Source organism: Mesorhizobium sp. M0166, from assembly GCF_040322255.1.
In the GTDB taxonomy this organism is placed as follows: domain Bacteria; phylum Pseudomonadota; class Alphaproteobacteria; order Rhizobiales; family Rhizobiaceae; genus Mesorhizobium.
On the sequence record NZ_JAMYTD010000004.1, the window covers coordinates 272,344 to 291,631 of the forward strand.

The 19,288-nt window shown below is 62.6% G+C and carries 22 protein-coding genes; 13 read left to right on the forward strand and 9 right to left on the reverse strand.

Annotation, left to right across the window (positions count from 1 at the left end; translation table 11 throughout):
- The 3 genes from NKJ46_RS07975 to NKJ46_RS07985 all read left to right on the forward strand — a co-directional run bounded on the left by NKJ46_RS07975 (window position 1) and on the right by NKJ46_RS07985 (window position 2,445).
- A complete protein-coding gene (locus NKJ46_RS07975) occupies window positions 1-1,716 on the forward strand; it encodes an HAD family hydrolase (RefSeq protein WP_352663823.1) in 1,716 nt (571 codons plus the stop codon).
- A gap of 108 nt (window positions 1,717-1,824) precedes the next feature.
- Window positions 1,825-1,977, forward strand: a complete 153-nt coding sequence (locus tag NKJ46_RS07980) for a peptide ABC transporter permease (protein ID WP_352663825.1) — start codon at window positions 1,825-1,827, stop codon at window positions 1,975-1,977.
- Between the two features lie 24 nt (window positions 1,978-2,001).
- The gene (locus NKJ46_RS07985; protein ID WP_352663827.1) at window positions 2,002-2,445 is read left to right on the forward strand and encodes a PPC domain-containing DNA-binding protein; all 444 of its coding nucleotides are present in this window, start codon (window positions 2,002-2,004) and stop codon (window positions 2,443-2,445) included.
- A 10-nt stretch (window positions 2,446-2,455) separates the two neighbouring features.
- On the opposite strand, the gene NKJ46_RS07990 is transcribed toward NKJ46_RS07985, so the two are convergent.
- Together NKJ46_RS07990 and NKJ46_RS07995 are read right to left on the reverse strand one after the other, a co-directional pair.
- Entirely contained in the window at window positions 2,456-3,718 is a 1,263-nt protein-coding gene (locus tag NKJ46_RS07990) for a DUF763 domain-containing protein (RefSeq protein ID WP_352663829.1), read from the reverse strand.
- Between the two features lie 130 nt (window positions 3,719-3,848).
- Window positions 3,849-4,511, reverse strand: a complete 663-nt coding sequence (locus NKJ46_RS07995) for an MgtC/SapB family protein (RefSeq protein WP_352663831.1) — start codon at window positions 4,509-4,511, stop codon at window positions 3,849-3,851.
- Window positions 4,512-4,779: 268 nt separating this feature from the next.
- Between NKJ46_RS07995 and NKJ46_RS08000 the strand changes: the two genes are divergently transcribed.
- Both NKJ46_RS08000 and NKJ46_RS08005 read left to right on the forward strand, forming a co-directional pair.
- Window positions 4,780-4,947, forward strand: coding sequence for a hypothetical protein (locus NKJ46_RS08000; protein ID WP_352663833.1), 168 nt, complete (start codon window positions 4,780-4,782; stop codon window positions 4,945-4,947).
- A gap of 29 nt (window positions 4,948-4,976) precedes the next feature.
- Window positions 4,977-5,975, forward strand: a complete 999-nt coding sequence (locus tag NKJ46_RS08005) for an ATP-dependent DNA ligase (protein WP_352663834.1) — start codon at window positions 4,977-4,979, stop codon at window positions 5,973-5,975.
- Window positions 5,976-6,111: 136 nt separating this feature from the next.
- On the opposite strand, the gene NKJ46_RS08010 is transcribed toward NKJ46_RS08005, so the two are convergent.
- Window positions 6,112-6,639: a YciE/YciF ferroxidase family protein gene (locus NKJ46_RS08010; RefSeq protein ID WP_292655403.1), complete on the reverse strand. Its 528-nt coding sequence runs from the start codon at window positions 6,637-6,639 to the stop codon at window positions 6,112-6,114.
- A gap of 171 nt (window positions 6,640-6,810) precedes the next feature.
- On the reverse strand, window positions 6,811-7,485 hold the full coding sequence (locus NKJ46_RS08015) for a Crp/Fnr family transcriptional regulator (RefSeq protein WP_352492201.1): 675 nt from the start codon (window positions 7,483-7,485) through the stop codon (window positions 6,811-6,813).
- A 557-nt stretch (window positions 7,486-8,042) separates the two neighbouring features.
- Here NKJ46_RS08015 and NKJ46_RS08020 point away from each other — a divergent pair.
- Entirely contained in the window at window positions 8,043-8,240 is a 198-nt protein-coding gene (locus tag NKJ46_RS08020) for a hypothetical protein (protein WP_292655400.1), read from the forward strand.
- Between the two features lie 292 nt (window positions 8,241-8,532).
- On the opposite strand, the gene NKJ46_RS08025 is transcribed toward NKJ46_RS08020, so the two are convergent.
- Window positions 8,533-8,697, reverse strand: coding sequence for a DUF3309 family protein (locus NKJ46_RS08025; protein ID WP_023677107.1), 165 nt, complete (start codon window positions 8,695-8,697; stop codon window positions 8,533-8,535).
- A 324-nt stretch (window positions 8,698-9,021) separates the two neighbouring features.
- On the opposite strand from NKJ46_RS08025, the gene NKJ46_RS08030 reads away from it, so the two are divergent.
- Window positions 9,022-9,333 (forward strand): hypothetical protein, encoded by a 312-nt coding sequence (locus NKJ46_RS08030; protein WP_023720549.1) that lies wholly within the window; start codon window positions 9,022-9,024, stop codon window positions 9,331-9,333.
- Between the two features lie 64 nt (window positions 9,334-9,397).
- Here the strand turns inward: NKJ46_RS08030 and NKJ46_RS08035 are convergent, their stop codons facing one another.
- Window positions 9,398-9,628 (reverse strand): hypothetical protein, encoded by a 231-nt coding sequence (locus tag NKJ46_RS08035; RefSeq protein ID WP_352663837.1) that lies wholly within the window; start codon window positions 9,626-9,628, stop codon window positions 9,398-9,400.
- 245 nt (window positions 9,629-9,873) lie between these two features.
- Between NKJ46_RS08035 and NKJ46_RS08040 the strand changes: the two genes are divergently transcribed.
- Together NKJ46_RS08040 and NKJ46_RS08045 are read left to right on the forward strand one after the other, a co-directional pair.
- Window positions 9,874-10,428 (forward strand): DUF4142 domain-containing protein, encoded by a 555-nt coding sequence (locus NKJ46_RS08040; RefSeq protein ID WP_352663839.1) that lies wholly within the window; start codon window positions 9,874-9,876, stop codon window positions 10,426-10,428.
- A gap of 234 nt (window positions 10,429-10,662) precedes the next feature.
- Window positions 10,663-10,905 carry a polymerase gene (locus tag NKJ46_RS08045; RefSeq protein WP_352663841.1) on the forward strand — a complete coding sequence of 81 codons (243 nt, stop codon included), beginning with the start codon at window positions 10,663-10,665 and terminating at the stop codon, window positions 10,903-10,905.
- A 104-nt stretch (window positions 10,906-11,009) separates the two neighbouring features.
- On the opposite strand, the gene NKJ46_RS08050 is transcribed toward NKJ46_RS08045, so the two are convergent.
- Complete coding sequence (locus tag NKJ46_RS08050; RefSeq protein ID WP_352663843.1) at window positions 11,010-11,798, reverse strand: DUF1236 domain-containing protein; 789 nt, start codon at window positions 11,796-11,798, stop codon at window positions 11,010-11,012.
- Between the two features lie 203 nt (window positions 11,799-12,001).
- Between NKJ46_RS08050 and NKJ46_RS08055 the strand changes: the two genes are divergently transcribed.
- The 4 genes from NKJ46_RS08055 (at window position 12,002) to NKJ46_RS08070 (ending at window position 15,335) form a co-directional block, all read left to right on the forward strand.
- The gene (locus tag NKJ46_RS08055) at window positions 12,002-12,301 is read left to right on the forward strand and encodes a DUF1236 domain-containing protein (RefSeq protein ID WP_352663845.1); all 300 of its coding nucleotides are present in this window, start codon (window positions 12,002-12,004) and stop codon (window positions 12,299-12,301) included.
- A 351-nt stretch (window positions 12,302-12,652) separates the two neighbouring features.
- A complete protein-coding gene (locus NKJ46_RS08060; protein WP_352663847.1) occupies window positions 12,653-13,501 on the forward strand; it encodes a MetQ/NlpA family lipoprotein in 849 nt (282 codons plus the stop codon).
- Window positions 13,502-13,633: 132 nt separating this feature from the next.
- Window positions 13,634-14,698: a methionine ABC transporter ATP-binding protein gene (locus NKJ46_RS08065; protein ID WP_352663953.1), complete on the forward strand. Its 1,065-nt coding sequence runs from the start codon at window positions 13,634-13,636 to the stop codon at window positions 14,696-14,698.
- Window positions 14,679-15,335 (forward strand): methionine ABC transporter permease, encoded by a 657-nt coding sequence (locus NKJ46_RS08070; RefSeq protein WP_352663849.1) that lies wholly within the window; start codon window positions 14,679-14,681, stop codon window positions 15,333-15,335. The genes NKJ46_RS08065 and NKJ46_RS08070 overlap by 20 nt, the downstream gene beginning before the upstream one ends.
- A gap of 38 nt (window positions 15,336-15,373) precedes the next feature.
- Here NKJ46_RS08070 and NKJ46_RS08075 read toward each other — a convergent pair whose 3' ends face one another.
- Together NKJ46_RS08075 and NKJ46_RS08080 are read right to left on the reverse strand one after the other, a co-directional pair.
- Entirely contained in the window at window positions 15,374-17,116 is a 1,743-nt protein-coding gene (locus NKJ46_RS08075; protein WP_352663851.1) for a hydantoinase B/oxoprolinase family protein, read from the reverse strand.
- 1 nt (window position 17,117) lies between these two features.
- Window positions 17,118-19,202: a hydantoinase/oxoprolinase family protein gene (locus NKJ46_RS08080; RefSeq protein ID WP_352663853.1), complete on the reverse strand. Its 2,085-nt coding sequence runs from the start codon at window positions 19,200-19,202 to the stop codon at window positions 17,118-17,120.
- Between the last annotated feature and the right edge of the window lie 86 nt (window positions 19,203-19,288).

The following is a 19,288-nucleotide window of genomic DNA, read 5'->3' on the forward strand; positions in this document are numbered from 1 at the left end:
ATGTATTTCATTGCCCTGGCCACTGACTATGACGGCACGCTGGCGCATGAAGGGCTCGTTGCCGAGAAGACGCTTGCGGCGCTTGAACGCTTCAAGAAGAGCGGCCGCAAACTCATTCTCGTGACCGGGCGCGAGCTGCCCGACCTCAAACGCGTCTTTCCCGAAGTCGCGATCTTCGACAAGGTGGTCGCGGAAAACGGGGCGCTGATCTACACGCCGGCCAGCGAGGAGGAGCGGACGATATCTCCGCCGCCCGCCCCCGAGTTCATCGCCAAACTCAGGAAACGCGGTGTCAAACCGCTTTCGGTCGGACGCTCGATCGTCGCAACCTGGGAACCGCATCAGACTACCGCGCTCGAGGTCATCCAGAAATTGGGGCTGGAGCTGGAAATCATTTTCAACAAAGGCGCGGTGATGATCCTGCCCAGCGGCATCAACAAGGCGACGGGGCTGACAGCCGCGCTTCAGGACCTCAGATTGTCGCCGCACAACGTCGTCGGTGTCGGCGACGCCGAAAACGACCATGCCTTCCTGCGCGCCTGCGGCTTCAGCGTCGCCGTCGACAACGCACTGCCGGCAGTCAAGAGTACGGCGGATCTCGTGACACGCGGCGCGCGCGGAAAAGGCGTCGAGGAGCTGATCGCCAAGGTGGTCGAGCGCGACCGCGAGCTTGTGCCAAGCCGCGACGGCATTCTGCTTGGCTCGGAGGATGGCAAGGAGGTGTATCTATCGCCAACCGATACGGTGCTGATCGCCGGCAGCTCCGGCATCGGCAAATCGACCCTGGCGACCGCATTGACGGAGCGCTTCGTCGAGAGAAAGTTCCAGTTCTGCATCTTCGATCCGGAAGGCGACTATGACGGCCTCGAAGGCGCCGTCCGGCTGGGCGACGGCTCGAACGCGCCGACGAAGACGCAACTGCTCGATCTCCTGGAGAAGCCGGACAACAATCTGGTCGTCAATGGCCTGGCGCTGCGCGTCAACGAGCGGCCGGACTTCTTTGCCGACCTGCTGCCGGGCCTTGGCGGTGTTCGCTTCCGCACCGCACGACCACACTGGCTGATCATCGACGAGGCGCATCACCTGTTGCCGAAGCGGCGCGACGACACGCCAATGGTGCTGGCCATGGAATTGCCGGGCACGATCCTGATCACGGTTCATCCGGACGCGATCTCAACCGAGGCATTGCGGCTGGTCACCGCCGTCATCGCACTCGGTCCCAAGGCGAAAAAGGTCATCAAGACGTTCTGTCGCGAGACCGGCACCGAACCGCCAAAGGACAAGGACCTGAACTCTCCAAAAGACGAGCGCGTGCTGTTCTGGCGGCCGCAGGCGCGCAAGAAGCCTGCCATGGTCGAGCCGATCGAGCCGCGACAGTCGCTCAAGCGCCACAGCCGAAAATATGCCGAGGGTCAGCTCGACGAGAAGGGCAGCTTCTATTTCCGCGGCCCCGACAATGCGATGAACCTCCGCGCCCATAATCTGATGATTTTCGCCCAGATCGCCGAAGGCATCGACGACAAGACCTGGGAACATCATCTGCGCGCCGGCGACTATTCCGAATGGTTTCGCCACCAGATCAGGGACAAGGAACTGGCATGCGAAACGGCCGAAGCGGAGAAAGACGGCACACTTTCGGCGCAAGAGAGCCGCAACCACGTCCTCGACGCCGTGCGCCGCCGCTATACCGCGCCCGCAACCGCGCCAAAGGAATAGATGCAGACGCTGCCCAGCCGTGGAACCTCATCCGCCAAACGAGATTGTGTTCTATCGGGCGCCCGATCTATTCAATGCCGAACAAGTGCCCCCGGAAGGAGACGATGGATGAGCAACGACCGGGACAAGGATGGTCCTGTCTTTTCGGCGGAACAGGCGCGGCAGGGCGAGATCATCCTGCGGACGCGGGCGCGCCGGATCATTTTCATCGCCGGCCTGGTGGGTCTCGTCTTGCTGGCATGGCTGGTGTGGTGGATTTGAATTCCTGACGGCTGGAGCGAAATCATGAAATCACAGCTTGTTGCCGAAAGCGCCGGACAGAGAACGTTCGTCGTTGTGCTTGATCCCGGCGAAGAGGCGTTTGCGCAGCTGACGTCGTTTGCGGTCGACCGTGGCGTCGGCAGTGCGTCGCTGACCGCGCTTGGCGCTTTCGAAAGCGCAACCGTCGGCTGGTTCGACCCTGGCGAAAGGACCTACCGGAAAATCCCCGTCCGGGAACAGTGTGAAGTGCTGAGCGCGATCGGCGATGTTGCCATCGGCGACGACGGCAGGCCCAGCCTGCACGTCCACGCAGTCCTTGGATTGAGTGACGGCACCACGAGGGGCGGTCATCTGCTGGACGGCATCGTGCGGCCGACGCTCGAGGTCACATTGGTGGAGACGCCTGGCCATCTGCGCCGGAGGCACCGTCCCGAACTCGGCGTCGCCCTGATCGACTTGGAGGCTTGATCCGACCCGATCACTTCGCTGATTTAACTGCGGCTTTCTCGGGGGCGCCTTCCCAACCGAAAACGCTGCGGCCGCCGAGCAGATGCGATTGCTCGAACTCCCCGGCGACGATTTCCTTCAGGCTTGGACCGGTGACATAGCGCTCCACCTGCCGCGACTGGTCGTCCAGCCGCCGCAACGCGCCGATCTCTTCGTCACGGCCGAGCCTGGCCTTCTGCACTGCCGACTTCAGTACGCCGATCGTCTCGTCATAGACCTTCAGCGGCACCGGGAACGGGTGCCTGTCCTTGCCGCCATGCGCCAGCGAGAAACGTCCGGGATCGGAAAAGCGGCACGGCGCGCCATGCACGACTTCGGCGACCAGCGCCAGCGCCCGCACAGTGCGCGCGCCGACATTGGGCACCAGGAGAAGCCCGGCGAAATCTGTCGGGCCGCGCTCGGCCGCCGCCGCGATGTTGCCGTGCAGGCGGCGCATGACGACATCGCTTTCGCGTACATCGTGGTGCGCCGGCATCACCAGATGCGGCAGCAGCTTTTGTGCCGGCTCCGGCGCTGGCGCTGAACCCCGCTCCAAAGCGGCAAGCTCCCTCACGATGCGATCCGGTCCAAGGTCGCGCAGAAGGTCCAGTTGTCCCTGGCGCGACGCTTCGGCGCGGCGGTCGGTCAGGTTGACGATCTCGCCCTGGTTGGCGCCCTCGATGGCAGCATGCGGCTGGTCGACAAAGCTCGTCAGGCCCTCGGACAGCCAGTGATAGCGGCGTGCCACCTTGCTGTCGCCGTTCATGCCTTGCTGCACCACCACCCACTTGCCGTCGTCGGTGACGATAAAGCCGTGCAGATAGAGATCGAAACCGTCCTGGACCGCAGCGCTGTCCACCTTGGCGACAAGCCGGCTGGCGGTCGCGAGGCCTTGCCCGTCGAGGCCGACGCGCTCACCGATCAGGGCAAGCTCATGCGGGGTCTTGCGCGAATGCGCGCCGCGGCCGCCGCAAACGTGGATGCCGAGTTCGCCGGAAAGCGGCGACAGGCCGCGCTTCAACGCTCCGACGACGCTGGTGGTGATGCCGGAAGAGTGCCAGTCCATCCCCATCACGGCGCCAAAGGACTGGAACCAGAACGGATGCGCCAGCCGGCGCAGCAGTTCATCGCGGCCGTAATGGTGGATGATCGCTTCGCACATGACCGCGCCAAGCCGCGTCATGCGGTCGCCGAGCCATTTCGGTACGCGCCCGCCGTGAAGTGGAAGATCAGCACTTCCCGATCGCTGTGCCACGCTCTTTTGCTTGCTCCTTGAGTCCTGCCTCGACAGATAGATAGATATCGAAAGCGCCGCGAAGAAGCGATGGCCTGAATTCAGGCCGCGATCGTTGCAAGCCGGCGTTTCCGTGAAACGATGAACCGCTCTAGCGGGCAGGTTCGCTGAGGAGATCAAACTTCTGGATCTCGCAATGCTCGCCCACCGATGCCAGCAGATCCATTGGCGGTGCGCCAGTGTCCGGCCGCCTCCAACTGATCTCGAACGAGAATACGGGGTCCTTGATATCCGGGCGCCTCTCTATCGCGACGAGGCGTGCCCGGTAGCCAAGCGGCCCGATCATCGTATCGAGTTCCTGTCGGGCTGCGGCCTTCCACGTCACCGCCAACTGGGCGTGGTGTTCGCGCGACATTCGAAGATCCACCCATTTCAGGACCAGCAAGGTGGCCAGCGTCAGCGCCGTGCCGGCCGCGCCCAAGCCGTATTGGCCACCACCGAAAGCCAATCCGATTGCCGTCATCACCCACAACGTGGCCGCCGTGGTGACGCCGCTGACAAGATTGCCGCGGCGAAGAATGGCGCCACCGCCGATAAAGCCGACGCCGGTCAGCACGCCCAGCGGAAAGCGCAAGACGTCCATCGATGCAAACGAATCCGGGTGCTTGCCTACGGTCCCCAGCAGAATGCTGGCCTGGATCATTGCGATGGCAGCGGCTAACCCGACCAGCACGGTGGTGCGTAGCCCCGCCGCGTGCCCGCGCGCCTCGCGGTTGAGGCCTATCAACAGGCCGGCGAGCGCGGTCAGAAGCAACCGTGCCGCGATGTCCTGCCAGACCGGAACAACGAGGACCATCGCGGTCACCCGTCAGGCCAAGCGCGGCTGGCCAGGAATAGCGCCATGGTCAAAGCGAACAAGGGCAAGAGCGTCTTCATCGCAAATTCTTTTCGTCGATAAGCAACAAACGATGCGCCTGGATTTTGGTTGCGCCGCCGACGATTCACCCCGGCGATGGGCAGCGGCGGAACAAAACCTTCGGCCTGCGGGTTGGTGGGTTCACGCCAACGAAGGATTTGCAGTCATGGTCCGCTTGCTGCTTGCCGGAGCCGTCGCTTATCTGGCCTATCGCATCACCAAGGAGATCGGTGGGTTCGGCGAGGTCTATCCGCGGTCGCCTTCACCCGACCAAACCGGCCGCAAGGCGCCGAGGCGGCAAAGCGGGGCACAGGGGAATGGCCGACGGCGATAGCGAATGCCTCAGCGGGGCGCGGACCAGCCATGACCGCATTTCCGTTGCCGCTCGACCTTCGTCCGATGGAAGCCAAAGCCGCCGACGCAATTCCTGGCGGCGACGGGCTTTGGCAGTACGAACCGAAATGGGACGGCTTTCGCTGCCTCGTGTTCAAGGGCGACGATGCCGTCGATCTGCGTGCAAAATCGGGCAAGCCGCTTGGCCGCTATTTTCCCGAACTGGTCGCGGTGCTGCGGGACGTGAGCTCGCGACGGTTTGTTGCCGACGGCGAGATTGTCATCGAGGTCGACGGATCGTCCTCGTTCGAGGCCCTGCAAATGCGCCTTCATCCCGCCGAAAGCAGGATCCGCAAGTTGAGCCTGGAGACGCCTGCCATGCTGGTCCTGTTCGACATGCTGGCCGAACCCGGCGGCAGGATCATCATCGAAGAGCCTCTCACCACCAGGAGGCAGGCGATTGAGGCCTTTGTGGCGTCGGCGGCACGGCCCGCACTGCACCTGTCCAGATATACGCACGACGCCGCCACCGCCGAGCGCTGGCTGCAGGGCGCCGGCCACGGCTCGACCGACGGCGTCGTTGCAAAACTGATCGCCGAGCCATACCGGCCCGGCGAGCGCGCCATGGTCAAGGTCAAGCGGCTGCGCACCGCGGATTGCGTGGTCGGCGGCTTTCGCTATCTCGCCGGCAGCAACGAAGTCGGATCCCTGCTGCTCGGGCTCTACAACAATGAAGGCAGGCTGGACCATGTCGGCTTCACCTCGACCATCGGCAAGGACGACCGGGCGGCGCTGACCAGGCGGCTGGAAAAACTGCGGGCCAAACCGGGTTTCACCGGCAAGGCGCCGGGCGGACCAAGCCGCTGGAGCACGGAGCGCAGCGGGCAATGGGAGCCCATAAAACCCGAACTGGTGGTCGAGGTTCGTTTCGACCATGTGACAGGCGACCGGTTCCGGCACGGTACCAAGCTGTTGCGCTGGCGGCCGGACAAGGAACCCCGGCAATGTACGTTCGAGCAGATCGAGTAAGTCCGCTCCGAGGCACCGTTTCAAGGCTCTTGCTGCCCGCTCTACCGTTCATGACGGACCAATGCAGAATTCATCGGTTCGCCGCGGCCAACCGAGCCTTGGCAACCATTTCCGAGGCTCGGTTGTGGTTTTGAGATCAAGCGGCTTCTTGCATTGCTCGTTCGTTGACGCCGCTTTCGCCGAGCTTGGAAAGCGCTTCGTCGGTCGCGACCTCTTCCTTGAGGGTTGCCCTGAGCAGCTCGACAACGTCGCTCTTGCCAAGTTCTTCCGCCCACGCGATCAAAGTGCCGTAGCGAGCGATCTCGTAATGTTCGACAGCCTGCGCCGCGCCGACAAGCCCGGCGTCGAGCGCGGGAGCACCGTTATACTCCTCGAGCACTTCCGAGCCCTCTTCGATGATGCCGTCGATCGCCGGACAGGTCTTGCCGCGGGCCGGCTTGCCGAATTTCTCGAACACCTCCTCGAGGCGGTCGACATGTCCTTCGGTTTCCATGCGGTGTTTCTCAAAGGCGGCGGTCACTTCTTCCGACTCCGCGCCCTTGGCCATTTTGGGCAGCGTTTTCAGTATCTTCTTCTCGGCGTAGTAGAGGTCTTTGAGCCCGTCGAGGAACAGATCCTCAAGGCCCTTGCTTGCCGCCTTCGCGGCCTTTTTCGTGGTCGCCATGATCCTCTCCCGAATGGTTCGTGCCGCCTCGCAGAGTAGAGGCGTCCCATAACCCTCCGACGGGAAACAAGTTCCCTGACGGTCCGGGAGCTTCGAAAATTTTTTCGGACCCCGCTGTCTAGTGTCGCAAGGGGTCTCGACCTGCGGCAGCAATCGGCGAGGAAAGTGCCGTCAGCGCTCGCCGATATGCTCGACCAGGCGGGTATATTCGGCCTCCGCCAGGCCGTAGCCGCCATCGGCCAGTGCGACGAGACCATCGCGATCGCGGATGATAATTTCGCCGCGGCGGGACCGGATGAGCCCTCGCCCCTCAAGCAGCTGCAGCGCGACCGTGACGCCCGGGCGCCTTACGCCAAGCATGATCGACAGGAATTCGTGAGTGATCGTCAGCCGGCCGCCGTCCACCCGATCGTCACACATGAGCAGCCAGCGCGCCAGCCGGTCTTCAAGTTTCGATCGTGCGTTGACCAGCGCGGTATAGCCAGTCTGGACATGCAGATATTGCACGTAGCGCAGCAAGAACAGCCGCAGCGTCGGGCTTTGCGTCAGCGCCGCCTTGAACGGCTCGGCGTCGATCCTGGCGGCCTCTCCGGCCAGCTGCACATAGCAATCATGGACCGTACGGTCGTCGCCCATTATCAGGGCCGAGCCGGTCATACCTTCCAAGCCGACAAGGCCAACTTCCGCATCGCTGCCGTTCGGCATTTTCGCAACCACCGAACCGATGCCGTCCTCGAGGAAATAAATGGCCTCGATCGGCGATCCGGACACTTCGAGCGATTGCCGTAACTCCAGCGAACAGCGCTCGATGTGCGGCTCGAGAGAGGCGAAATCGTCGGCGCTCATCCGGCGCAACAGCTTGTTTCTGTATAGAGTTCTATCGGAAATTGCTGGATCAGACATAGCTAGCCCCAAAACAGGGCAAGAGCTTTCTTATCTCCCAGCCGTCCGCGCCCGGTATAACCTGCGGACGATAGCGCTTATATATGGACTCAAAGGTATGGAGCCTACTAAATAAAAAAATGAATCGATGCACGGCAGTTTCTCCTGCCGCTTGCCTACGAAAACATCCGACTGAAAGTTAGAGTTGGAAACGTACCAAAGACCGTTTGGTACGAAAACGACAATTGAGGTCACCGGATGCGAAAGAGCCCGTCGCGAGGGATGCAACGGGCTCCATTCGGGCGTCGTGGGCTACGCCCAATGATCCAAATGAGGGGTGGGTTGGATCGCAGCAACAATGCAGGTGCAAGGCAGTCGTTCCCAAACTGTCTGCTTGGTAATTTCCGTACATTGAGTTTGGACGAAAGCGGCGCTAATTGAATTGGTGTCGTCCACAAGACATGGCGAGTGGACGCTTGAAAGACGCTTCGCGCTTTCGCCCTTTTTCAAGGGAGGATGGCATGTCGATGCAAGGTGCAGCAACTCCAGCCGAACTGAGCGTGCTGAAAAAAGCGCTCGACGACTGCTGCCGCGAGTTGGGTGTTGCGGACGACAGTCCTGTCCGCGAGCGGTTGGCCGCACGTATCATGTCGCTGTTCAACGAGGGTGTGCTCAGCGCCGATCTGAAAGAAGCGCTGGCCGCCGATCGCCAACACTAAGCTGCTGCTATGGTGGTGTCCTCGGTGCCGAAAGGTTCGGCACCGAGTCACCCTTTTTAGCCAAGGTCCTGGTTGGCCAAGGATCGTGGAAATCTTGTCTTTTCACGACAAAACGCCCGGCGCTTGTTGCCAAGCGGCAGGCGTTTTTGTCGCGAGCGTGACACTAAGGCCCGTCGCGTTCGACTGGCCTCATGCGATGTGCTTTAGGTTCCTGTTTTATGCACGTCGCTATCACAAAACCGCTGCACACCCTCGGTTCAAGCCCGAGGGCATGCTTTTGCGCGACATGCATTCAAATGCGCCCAAGCAGGACCAGGATAATGACGATAAGCAGCACCAGGCCTAGGCCGCCACCACCGTAATAGCCGGTGCCATAGAACGGTCCGCCGCCCAAGCCGCTGAAGCCGCCAAGCAAGGCAAGGACCAAGATTATGATGAGAATGGTTCCAAGGCCCATGATGTCTGCTCTCCTTGTTTGCGCTGCCGCCATTCGCATCAGCGCGTCGCATTGTACAAAGGTATGAACGTACAAAGGTATGAACTCACAAGGAGCATTCCTGTTCCGGCGGGACGTAAGGCGTACGCTTATGCGGCGAGCAAAATACCGGGCTGTGCCGTTAGAAAAGTCCACAGAAGCATGCCAGCCGAGAATGGCATGGCGGCCGCCTTGAACACCTGAGAACATGCTGAATTTCATGGGGAATTTGTCGGAACCTTCGCCCGCCCGAACGGTTGTTTTCGTAGTCGCAACGCGACGACCCTCGTAAAAAGGAGAAGCATCATGCTCACGAAAATACTCGCAGCTTCGGCGCTTACGATCGGTCTGGCCACGTCAGCGATGGCCCAGAACGTCGGCGATCCCTCCGGAGCCGCTGCCGACGGGAGCGGGCGGACGGTCGTAGTGCCGGATAATGGCGGCCCTGATACCGGCACGGATTCGACCATCACCAACAGCATTCGCGATTTCTCAACGACGAATTCGAATGCCGACCGGAATTGCCCGCCTGGCCCGCAAGGGGCTCTGCCCGATGCGACCGGCAAGGCTCCGGGCACGATGGCGCCGACGGTGAACGACAACCACTGCGGCAAGTAAGCGCCACAGCCTGACGAGGCCGCGGAGCATAGGCTCCGCGGCCGGTTGCCGTAAGATCAGCCGCCTAACGGCCGCGGTGGTCGAAGCTGACCGCGATCTCCCGACCGTCCAGCGCCCGAACGATGAAGCCAACCAGCTCCTCGTCGGTTTGCCGGAAGCAGGGAAAGCGCTTGCGCAAATCGGCTATGACGACGGTGGTCGAGAGAATATCGCCCGGATGGTAGTCGGCCATGACGGTATGGACGGCTTTGTCGGTATCAATACCGATTCCAAGCGGCGACTTGATCTGCCCCACGGAAGCCTCCACCCATCTCTCCCAGCCAACGATAGCAAGACTGCGGTAAAGCGAAAGAGCTTGTACGATTCCGTACGATCTCGTGGCTTGCGTTGCACTTTGCCGGACGCAGCCGGGGTATTTTGTTTTGCGTTACCAAACCATTGTTTGGCGCCGCGGCGGCGGGGCCCCCCACGACCAGGCAACCTCGCCGCAGCTTCCGCGTTGAGCCATCGGAGGGATGACATCAGCCTCGGAGAATCCCCATGAAAACCCTTCTATCCATCACTGCGGCAGCGATGATGGCTGGCGCATCTTTGGCTGCTTTCGCCCAATCGGCGACGCTGACGCCTCTGACGACCGACACCATGAGCAAGGTTGACACCGCGACGTTCATCAAGACCGTGCCCATTGCCAATACATTTGAAATCGAATCGAGCCGGCTTGCGCAGACCCAGGCGAAGGCCGACGACGTGAAGGCATTCGCGGCGCAAATGATCACGGACCACACCAAGGCCGGCGAGGACTTCAAGGCGGCGCTCAGCAAGGGTCAGACGACTTCGGCCACCCAGCCAGCCGGCCCGCCGCTGGACACCAAGCACCAGGCGCTGCTCGACCAACTCAAGGAGACCAGCGGGGACAGCTTCCAATCGAAATATATCGACATGCAGACCCAGGCGCATAAGGAAGCGGTGGCGCTGTTTTCCGCCTACGCAAATTCCGGCGACGATCCGGCGATGAAGGAGTTTGCCAAGAAGACGCTGCCGGTGCTGCAAATGCACGAACGTCACGTGAAGGATCTCGCTGCCGCGCATCAATGAGAGCGAACACCGTGCGGCTTCGCCAACGGAAACGCCCCGGCATGAATGAAGCGGCTGTCGTCGGGCCGGGAACAAAGCACCGAGAGTGCCGTTATTCACCCGCCCTATTCCGCGGAATATCCAATGGAAGGCGGCATTCGCGAGGCCTCAAGGATAGTAGCGCCGGCTTTCGGCGCCGTCCTGGTCGCCGCTGTCACAGGCTGAATCGCCTTCCGGCCAGCACAGGTTACCTCAATGCGCTACGGCGAGATATTTGCAAACGCAACGGCACTCTTGTTGCTGGCGCTAATGGTTGGCGGCGTCTTCGTCCTGTTTGGAGAACCGCTGTGGCCGCGGCACTACGCGCGAATGGTGCTGGTCACCGATATCGATGCCATTACCACCGCGTCAGTCCGAACAAGCTGCGTGCCCGGTCCCTGCCTGCCCGACACCATCGATCACACCGTGCTCGCTCCTCGCCCCGAGGACGGACCTTGATTTGCGATTTGCAGACGCTGGAGCCGGGTACGGAAAAGCCCGCCGCCCGAGCTGCGCGGCGGGCTTTTTGGTGCATCAACCCACGGTAGACCGTCTGGCCACGACTAGGTCAGGATAATCACGATCTTGTAGGTATTCGGGTCGACGATGACGATCCGGCCGTCGGCGAGCACGAAATACTCATAGCTTTCGTAAGCCGGAACGATCTTGACGATGCGCGCCGGCAGGCGATGCAGCCGGACCTTCTTTCGCGGAACCTCGACACCGACAGAGATGTCGAAATCGACGCTGGAAACCGGTTGGACGTTGGTCTCCTTGATGACCTGCGTGATCTCCGTCTTCTGTTCAACGGTCACATTGTTGATGGAAGCGGTCGAACTCTGGTCTTGCGTCTGCGTCGAGGCATTGCCCTGAGTCTGCTCGGTGGTCGTGGTCCCAGTCTTGCCCTGAGCCTGCTCCTCGGTCTTCATTTTCGTGTTGCCTTGGGCCTGCTCGGTGGTGGTGGTTCCAGCCTTGCCTTGAGCCTGCTCGTCGGTCTTCATCTTGGTGGTGCCCGTGGCCTGCTGCTCAGTCGTAGGGCCAGTCTTGCCCTGAGCCTGCTCGTCGGTCTTCATCTTGGTGGTGCCCGTCGCCTGCTGTTCAGTCGTGGCACCGGCCTTGCCCTGGGCTTGCTCGTCGGTCTTCAGCTTCGGTTTGCCCTGCGCCTGTTGATCAGTCGTGGCGCCGGCCTTGCCCTGGGCCTGCTCGCCCATCTTGGCGCCATTTGGGCAGTTGGCGGTGCCGGTTGCACAATTGGCGCCGGACTGGTCATCGGTCGACTGCTGCGTCTGGGCAAGTGCAGCCCCGCAGCTGACGCTGATTGCTAGCATGCTGGTGATCAGAACGCCTTTCATGAGAGATCTCCTTGGAAAATGCGTCCCTTCACCGCGTAAAACTGCGGCTAAAAAACTTTGTTCCAAACAATGGAGGGAAACGGCAAGCGATCCGAGTGGCGGAACAAGCTCCACCTGATGACGTTACCGGCCTATAGCGACCCCGCTGCGAACAGCATGACGCGACGCAGCGCAGAGGTGGCTCACGACGAAAGGAGACGATCATGAGAATGCATCTTTCGGCAGCCGCGGGTGGGTTCTTGCTGCTTGCGGGTGTTGGCGCCGCTGCCGCTCAGGACGTGGTCATCGAACCGCAGCAGGAGACGATCGTACGCGAATATGTGAAAAAGCAGCCCCTGGCGTCCGTCCAGCTTCCCGGCGTGGAGCTCAATGTCGGCTCGACCCTGCCCGATACCGTCGAGCTTCATGAAGTTCCCAACGTCAAATACCGCTACGTCGTCGTCGACAACCAGACCGTCCTGGTCGATCCGGGCACACGCAGGATCGTGAAGGTCATCCAGTGAGCAATGCGCGTCGTTTTTTGAAGGGACATGCGGCGCGCCCTGCATTGTCGACATCCCAAACTGCTGCCCGTGCTGGGCAATTCGAATGCAGAAAGGCCCGCCGTTCCGATGCATGGCGGGCCTCGTAGCGGAGACGACGCCTGGACAATTTCTGAACCAGCATTGGCTTATAACGCATGATCCCAGCACGCGCCCTGTGCTCGCCAGGCCCGAAACTTTGAGAGAATATTCCTGGCTTCGCATTTCGCGGGAAATTCGGTGCTTTGATCCGACGGTCAGCATTCCCGATGATGCCGGGAAGGCTTGGCACTCCGCCTGGCCGCAACAACTTCAGAACCGATGGGATAGATCATGTCTGGGAACACCAACACTTTGCGCTCATTTCTCTCCGCAAGTATAAACCGGCGCGCCGGTCTGGCTGTACTTTTCGCGTCGGCGGTTGCGATTGTCGGCCTTGCTGCGCCGTCCTTCGCCGAAGACAAGACGGCGGTCAAGGTCGGCATCATGAGCGGCGAGGACGAGGATGTGTGGCGGGTCGTCACCGCCCAGGCGGCAGAGAGGGGACTGACGATCGAGACCGTGGTGTTCAACGACTACACCCAGCCGAATGAAGCGCTCGAACGCGGCGAAATCGACGCCAACGCCTTCCAGCACAAGCCCTATCTCGACAATCAGATCAAGACGCAGGGCTATCACATCGTGCCGGTCGGCTATACCGGGGTTTGGCCGATCGGCCTCTATTCCAAGAAATACACAAGGATTGCCGACCTGCCCGAAGGCGCGGTCATTGGCGTACCGAACGACCCGTCCAATGAGGGCCGCGCACTGCGCGTTCTGCAGAGCGAAGGTCTGATCAAGCTCAGGGAAGGCACCGGCATTCTGGCGACGACCACCGACATTGCCGAAAACCCGAAGAAATTGGTCGTCAAGGAGCTTGACGCCGGCATTGTCGGGCGCTCGGTGGAAGACCTCGACGGGGCCGTGGTCAACACGGATTGGGCGCTTAAGAGCGGGCTCACGCCGGAGAACCGCATCGCCCAGGAGGCGGTGGCCGACAATCCCTACCGCAACTTCATCGCGGTCGGGGCCGGCAATGAAAACCAGCCCTGGGTAAAGACATTGGTCGCCTCCTATCAGAACGAAAAGGTGAAGGCCGAATTCGACCTGGTCTACAAGGGAACCGGCATCAGCGCCTATTGATGCCGAGCTCGACTGGGCGCTGAAGCCCGGCGTGATAAAGCGGTCCGCGCTTCAACGCGGACCGCGATCGCGTTTGCGGGACACTAAACAGGAACTTTCATGAACCAGCATTTCGCCCCGGTTGCCGAAGTCATGCATTCCGCCGGCAACCGTGCCGCGGGACCGGACGATGTCGTACGCCTAATCGAGCTGAAGCGCCGCTTTGGCGCGACAGCGGCGCTGGACGGCGTATCGCTCAGCGTGCGCCAGGGCGAGATCCTCGGCATCATCGGCCGCAGCGGCGCCGGCAAGTCGACGCTGATACGCTGCCTGAACGGCCTGGAACGGCCGGATACAGGACAGGTCTTCATCGAAGGTCGCGACATCAGCCGGCTCGGCGAGCGCGAATTGCAGCCGCTGCGCCGGCGCATCGGCATGATCTTCCAGCATTTCAACCTGCTGTCCGCCAAGACGGTCGAAGACAATGTAGCGCTGCCGCTCAAAATCGAAGGCCGGCCCAAGGCCGAACGCCTGGCGCGCGCCGCCGAGTTGCTCGAGCTCGTCGGCCTGTCGGAGAAGGCGAAAGCCTATCCGGCCTCGCTGTCGGGCGGGCAGAAGCAGCGCGTCGGCATTGCCCGGGCGCTTGCGGCGCGCCCGGCGCTGCTGCTGTCGGACGAAGCGACCTCGGCATTGGACCCGGAGACGACGCGCTCCATCCTTGCCTTGCTCAGAGACATCAACCGGCAGCTCGGCCTGACCATCCTGCTCATCACCCATGAGATGGAGGTGATCCGTTCGATCGCCGACCGCGTCGCGGTGATCGACGCCGGGCGGATCGTCGAGCAAGGGCCGGTCTGGTCGGTGTTTGCCGATCCGAAGTCGGCGATCACGCAAAGCCTGCTCGGCGGCATCAGGCCGCAATTGCCGGCGGAGATCGCAACCCGGCTAACGCAGAACGCCGGCGTGGAAGCGATCCTCAGGATCGACGTGGCGGGTGAGGCCGCGCGAAGCCCGCTTTTGTCCGATCTTGCCTCGGCAGTTCCCGGCTCGTTCCGCCTCGTGCATGGCGGCATCGATCACGTCCAGCAGCAGCCTGTCGGGACGCTGTTCGTGGCCATCGCCGGCAGCAATGAAGCTCACCTGGCAGAGGTGATCGCGTTCTTGAAAGCCCGCAATGCGCGGGTGGAGGTGCTTGGCCATGTCGCCGGTTCTGTTTGAGCTTCTCGTCCGTTCGATCTGGGAAACGATCCTGATGACGGCCGCCTCCGGCCTAATCTCGCTGGTTTTCGGGCTGCCGCTCGGCCTGGCGCTGGTCGCCACCGACCGCGGCGGCATCGCCGAAAACCTGTGGGTGAACCGCGCGCTTGGCGCGGTCATCAACGGTTTCCGCTCGGTGCCTTTCATCATCCTGCTGGTTGCGCTGATCCCGGTGACGCGGCTGATCGTCGGCACCTCGATCGGCACCTGGGCAGCGATCGTGCCGCTGTCGATCGCGGCGACGCCCTACTATGCCCGCATCGCCGAAGTGTCGCTGCGCGAGGTCGACCACGGGTTGATCGAAGCGGCGCGCGCCATGGGCGGCAACCGCTGGACGATCATTCGCGAGGTGCTGGTGCCGGAAGCGTTGCCCGGCATCGTCGCCGGCTTCACGGTGACGCTGGTGACGCTTATCGGCGCCTCGGCCATGGCCGGCGCCATCGGCGCCGGCGGGCTCGGCGACCTCGCCATCCGCTACGGTTACCAACGCTTCGAAACGTCAGTCATGATCGCCGTTGTCATCGTCCTGATCGCCCTGGTCTGCGGCATCCAGTGGGCCGGCGACCGGCTGGTCGCGAGGCTGGACCACCGCAACTGATCGTTGGCCGCAAATGACGGAAATCCAGGGCCGCGCCGTCAGCCGGCGCGCCTCTTTTCCGTGGCTGCCCGGTCGATCCCCAATCCATCCGCCGAGAGAGCGACGCCGAACTTTTCGGCGGCTTCTGCGGGCGTGTAATAGCCCAGCGCGACATCCCTCGACACCAGATCGGCGTCCCGTTGCAACGGATCGCCGTAGCCGCCGCCGCCCGGCGTGCCGACGCGCACGCGGTCGCCTGCCTTCAGCGTGATGTCCTGCTCCTTGGAGAGATGCGCAGGCACATGCGCCTCGCCGTCGCGGAACACGGTCACCGTGTTGACCGCACCGTCCTTGCCGCCGAGCGCGCCTTGCGGGCCGAAGCGGCCGTGATCCATGACGAAGGAGGCGCGGGCGTCGCCGCGCAGGATCTCGACCTCATAGGCAAGTCCGAAACCGCCGCGATGCTTGCCGGCGCCGCCCGAGCCTTCGCGCAGGGCGTAGTGGCGGTAGAGCACCGGGAAGGCCTGCTCCATGATTTCGACCGGTGGCGACTTGGAAATGCCGATGGTCGAGCAGCCATTGGTCAGGCCGTCGTGACCGGCATTGCCGCCATAGCCGCCGCCGGAGATCTGGTACATGACATAATCGCGGCCGCGGGCCGGATCGTTGCCGCCGAGCGCGAAATTGCCGCTGGAGCCGGCCGGAGCCGCCGTCACTTTGTCCGGCAGCGCCTGTACCATCGCCGCGAACACCGCCTCGGCGATGCGCTGCGAGACTTCGGCCGCGCAGCCCGACACCGGACGCGGATATTTGGCGTCGAGGAAAGTGCCTTCCGGCCGCTTGACGATCAGCGGCTCGAATGCGCCGGCGCTGATCGGCACGTCGGGGAAAATATGGCGCATGGCGAGATACACCGAGGACAAGGTCGTCGCCAGCACGCTGTTCATCGGCCCGGCACAAGGCTTTGACGACCCCGAGAAGTCGAAGCTGAGCGTGTCGCCCTGTTTTTCGACCGCCAGCGCGATAGTCAGCGGCTCGTTGACCACGCCGTCGGAATCAACAAAAGCCCGCGACCGATAAATGCCGTTGGGAATGGCTGATATGTTCGCGCGCATCTGTTCGGCGGCGCGGCGGCGCAGTTCGGCGATCGCATCGACGACCGTTTCATCCCCGTAACGATCCAGGATTCCGTTCAGTCGATCTTGACCGATCAGCAGTGCCGCCGCCTGCGCCCGGATGTCGCCGATGCGCTGGTCGGCAACCCTGATGTTCGAGCAGATGATGGCGTAGATTTCGCGATCGAGCACGCCCTTCTTGAACAGCTTCACCGGCGGCAGCCGCAAACCTTCCTGCTCGACCGCCGTTGCCGAGGCGGAGAAGCCGCCCGGCACCGAACCGCCGATGTCGGGCCAGTGGCCGGTGTTCGACAGCCAGCAGAATATCTTGCCGTCCCGGTAGACCGGCATGGCGAAGCGCACATCCATCAGATGGGTGCCGCCGAGATAGGGGTCATTGACGATGTAGATATCGCCCGGCTCGGGCGGCAGGCAGCGTCCGTCGGCGATCATCTCGATCACGGTTTTGGTCGAATACTGCATGACGCCGACGAACACCGGCAGGCCCTGGCTGCCTTGCGCGATCAGCGAACCATCGAGCGCCGAATAGATGCCATCCGAACGGTCATTGGCCTCGGCGATGACAGGCGAGAACGCGGCGCGCGAAAACGTCAGGTCCATTTCGTCGCAGACCTGCTGCAGGGCCGCCTGGATGACCGAAAGGGTGATCGCGTCGAGTTTTTCCATCTCAGGCCTCACCGATATCGATGATGATGTTGCCATCGGCATCCGATCGCGCCCGGTCGCCCGGCTCCAGCACGGTGGTGGCGTCCATCTGCTCGAGGATCGCCGGCCCCATGATGACGGCGTCGAGCGGCAGTTTTTCCCTGCTGTAGACCGGCGTGTCGTACCAGCGCCCGCCATACCAGACCGGCCGGATTTCGCGCCGCGCCTCTTCGAGCGTCTTGGCGCGGCCAGCCGGGTCGATCAGCCGCGACAGATCGATCGCCGCCCGCACGCCGGTGACCGAGGTGTTGAGGTTGACCAGATTGGCGCGGATTTCCGGCAGCTGGACCTTGAAGCGGGCGAAATAGGCCTTCTCGAACAGTTGCTGCAGTACCTCGCGCGTCACCGCAGACGACGGCAGCGGCACGTTGATGATATGCGTCTGGCCGACGAACTGCATGTCGGCGGAATGCGTGACGCGGATCGTTTCCGGCTTCACCGCTTCCTTGCCGATCAGCTCTTCGCCTTCGTTTCGGTGCCGTTCCAATGTGTCGTGGAGTTGGGTTTCATCGAGACTGGCCACCGGCTGGTTGACCGTGTTGACGAAGTCGTGCCTGAGGTCGGCGACGACGCAGCCGAGCGCATTGGTAATGCCCGGCCGCGCCGGCACCAGCACCTTGGGCAGGCCGAGCTCGCGCGCCAATGCCGTCGCATGCAGCGGCCCGGCGCCGCCGAAGGCGAACAGCGCGAAATCGCGCGGGTCGTGGCCGCGTGATACCGAAACCATGCGGATGGCGCCGGCCATCTTCACGTTGCCGAGCCGCAGCACCGCACCCGCAGCCTCGACGCCGGATAGGCCGGTGGCGCGGCCGATCCTGTCCTCGAATATGCCGGTGACGCGTTCGACGGTGACCGGGTTTTCCACCGCAAGCAGCTTTTTCGGCGCTAGCCGACCGAGCACCAGATTGGCGTCGGTGATGGTCGGCTCCAAGCCGCCGCGTCCGTAGCAGATCGGCCCGGGATTGGCGCCGGCGCTTTCCGGGCCGATCTGGATCAGGCCGGCCGCATCGACGCGGGCGATCGAGCCGCCGCCGGCGCCGACCGTATGCACCGCCACCATCGGCACATGGATCGGCATGGCATATTCGATCTCGATCTCGTTCGACACCGCCGGCTCGGCGTTGCGGATCAGCGCCACGTCGGTCGAGGTGCCGCCCATGTCGTAGGTGACCAGGTTTTCGAAGCCGGCGCGTTTTCCCGTATAGGCGGCGGCAATGACGCCGGAAGCGGGGCCGGACATGACGGTCTTGGCCGACTCACGTGTGACAAAACGGGCAGAGATCATGCCGCCATTGCCGTTCATGATCAGGAAGTCGCGGGCGTAGCCTTTTGATGCCAGCTCCTTACGCAGCCGCTCGACATAACGTTCGAGGATCGGTTGCACCGAAGCGTTGACCGAAGCGGTCACCCCGCGCTCGAATTCGCGCGCTTCCGAAAGCAGCGCGTGGCCCGTCGTGATGTAGCCGTTCGGCCAAAGCTCGGCGGCGATCTCGGCGGCGCGCCGCTCATGCGCCGGATTGGCGTAGGAATGCAGGAAATGGATGACGAGGGATTCACAGCCGGCCGCGATCAGTTGTGAAATCGCTGTCCGCATCTCGGCCTCGTCGAGCGGGATGCGCACCGCGCCCGAGGCTTCGACCCGCTCCGACACTTCGAGCCGCAGATTGCGCGGAATGATCGGCACGAAGGTGCCTGTCATTCCATAGGGTTGCGGCCGTGTCCGCCGGCCTAGCTCGATCACGTCGCGAAAGCCGCGCGTGGTGATCATGCCGGTCTTGGCCAACCGGCGCTCCAGAACGGCGTTGGTCGTGGTCGTCGTGCCGTGCACGATGAGGTCGATGCCGTCGACGGGAAAGCCGGTGGCACCAAGCGCTGCAACGACGCCGAAGGCCTGGTTGTCGACCGTCGTCGGGGTTTTGGCGATATGCACCCGGCCACCATCACGGCCGTCGATCAGAAGCAGGTCGGTAAAGGTTCCGCCGACATCTATGCCGGCGACGACACTGCCCGCCGAATCCAGAGCTTGCGCCGAAAAATTCTGTTCCATTGTCGAAACCCGAAATGCCCGAACTGCTTACATGCCTCAGTTTGGAAAGCTGTTTTACGGCGGCGTCTTGACGCAAATATCGTTTG

Excerpts from the sequence above, each read along its gene's own strand:
- NKJ46_RS08025 (WP_023677107.1), bottom strand. The coding sequence starts at position 8,697 with ATGGGCCTTGGAACCATTCTCATCATAATCTTGGTCCTTGCCTTGCTT.
- NKJ46_RS08045 (WP_352663841.1), top strand. The coding sequence starts at position 10,663 with ATGCGCTACGGCGAGATATTTGCAAACGCAACGGCACTCTTGTTGCTG.
- NKJ46_RS08080 (WP_352663853.1), bottom strand. The coding sequence starts at position 19,202 with ATGGAACAGAATTTTTCGGCGCAAGCTCTGGATTCGGCGGGCAGTGTC.
- NKJ46_RS08020 (WP_292655400.1), top strand. The coding sequence starts at position 8,043 with ATGTCGATGCAAGGTGCAGCAACTCCAGCCGAACTGAGCGTGCTGAAA.
- NKJ46_RS08015 (WP_352492201.1), bottom strand. The coding sequence starts at position 7,485 with ATGAGCGCCGACGATTTCGCCTCTCTCGAGCCGCACATCGAGCGCTGT.
- NKJ46_RS08005 (WP_352663834.1), top strand. The coding sequence starts at position 4,977 with ATGACCGCATTTCCGTTGCCGCTCGACCTTCGTCCGATGGAAGCCAAA.
- NKJ46_RS08065 (WP_352663953.1), top strand. The coding sequence starts at position 13,634 with ATGCATTCCGCCGGCAACCGTGCCGCGGGACCGGACGATGTCGTACGC.
- NKJ46_RS08040 (WP_352663839.1), top strand. The coding sequence starts at position 9,874 with ATGAAAACCCTTCTATCCATCACTGCGGCAGCGATGATGGCTGGCGCA.
- NKJ46_RS08075 (WP_352663851.1), bottom strand. The coding sequence starts at position 17,116 with ATGGAAAAACTCGACGCGATCACCCTTTCGGTCATCCAGGCGGCCCTG.
- NKJ46_RS08055 (WP_352663845.1), top strand. The coding sequence starts at position 12,002 with ATGAGAATGCATCTTTCGGCAGCCGCGGGTGGGTTCTTGCTGCTTGCG.
- NKJ46_RS07980 (WP_352663825.1), top strand. The coding sequence starts at position 1,825 with ATGAGCAACGACCGGGACAAGGATGGTCCTGTCTTTTCGGCGGAACAG.
- NKJ46_RS08010 (WP_292655403.1), bottom strand. The coding sequence starts at position 6,639 with ATGGCGACCACGAAAAAGGCCGCGAAGGCGGCAAGCAAGGGCCTTGAG.
- NKJ46_RS08030 (WP_023720549.1), top strand. The coding sequence starts at position 9,022 with ATGCTCACGAAAATACTCGCAGCTTCGGCGCTTACGATCGGTCTGGCC.
- NKJ46_RS08000 (WP_352663833.1), top strand. The coding sequence starts at position 4,780 with ATGGTCCGCTTGCTGCTTGCCGGAGCCGTCGCTTATCTGGCCTATCGC.
- NKJ46_RS08070 (WP_352663849.1), top strand. The coding sequence starts at position 14,679 with ATGTCGCCGGTTCTGTTTGAGCTTCTCGTCCGTTCGATCTGGGAAACG.
- NKJ46_RS07975 (WP_352663823.1), top strand. The coding sequence starts at position 1 with ATGTATTTCATTGCCCTGGCCACTGACTATGACGGCACGCTGGCGCAT.
- NKJ46_RS08050 (WP_352663843.1), bottom strand. The coding sequence starts at position 11,798 with ATGAAAGGCGTTCTGATCACCAGCATGCTAGCAATCAGCGTCAGCTGC.
- NKJ46_RS08060 (WP_352663847.1), top strand. The coding sequence starts at position 12,653 with ATGTCTGGGAACACCAACACTTTGCGCTCATTTCTCTCCGCAAGTATA.
- NKJ46_RS07985 (WP_352663827.1), top strand. The coding sequence starts at position 2,002 with ATGAAATCACAGCTTGTTGCCGAAAGCGCCGGACAGAGAACGTTCGTC.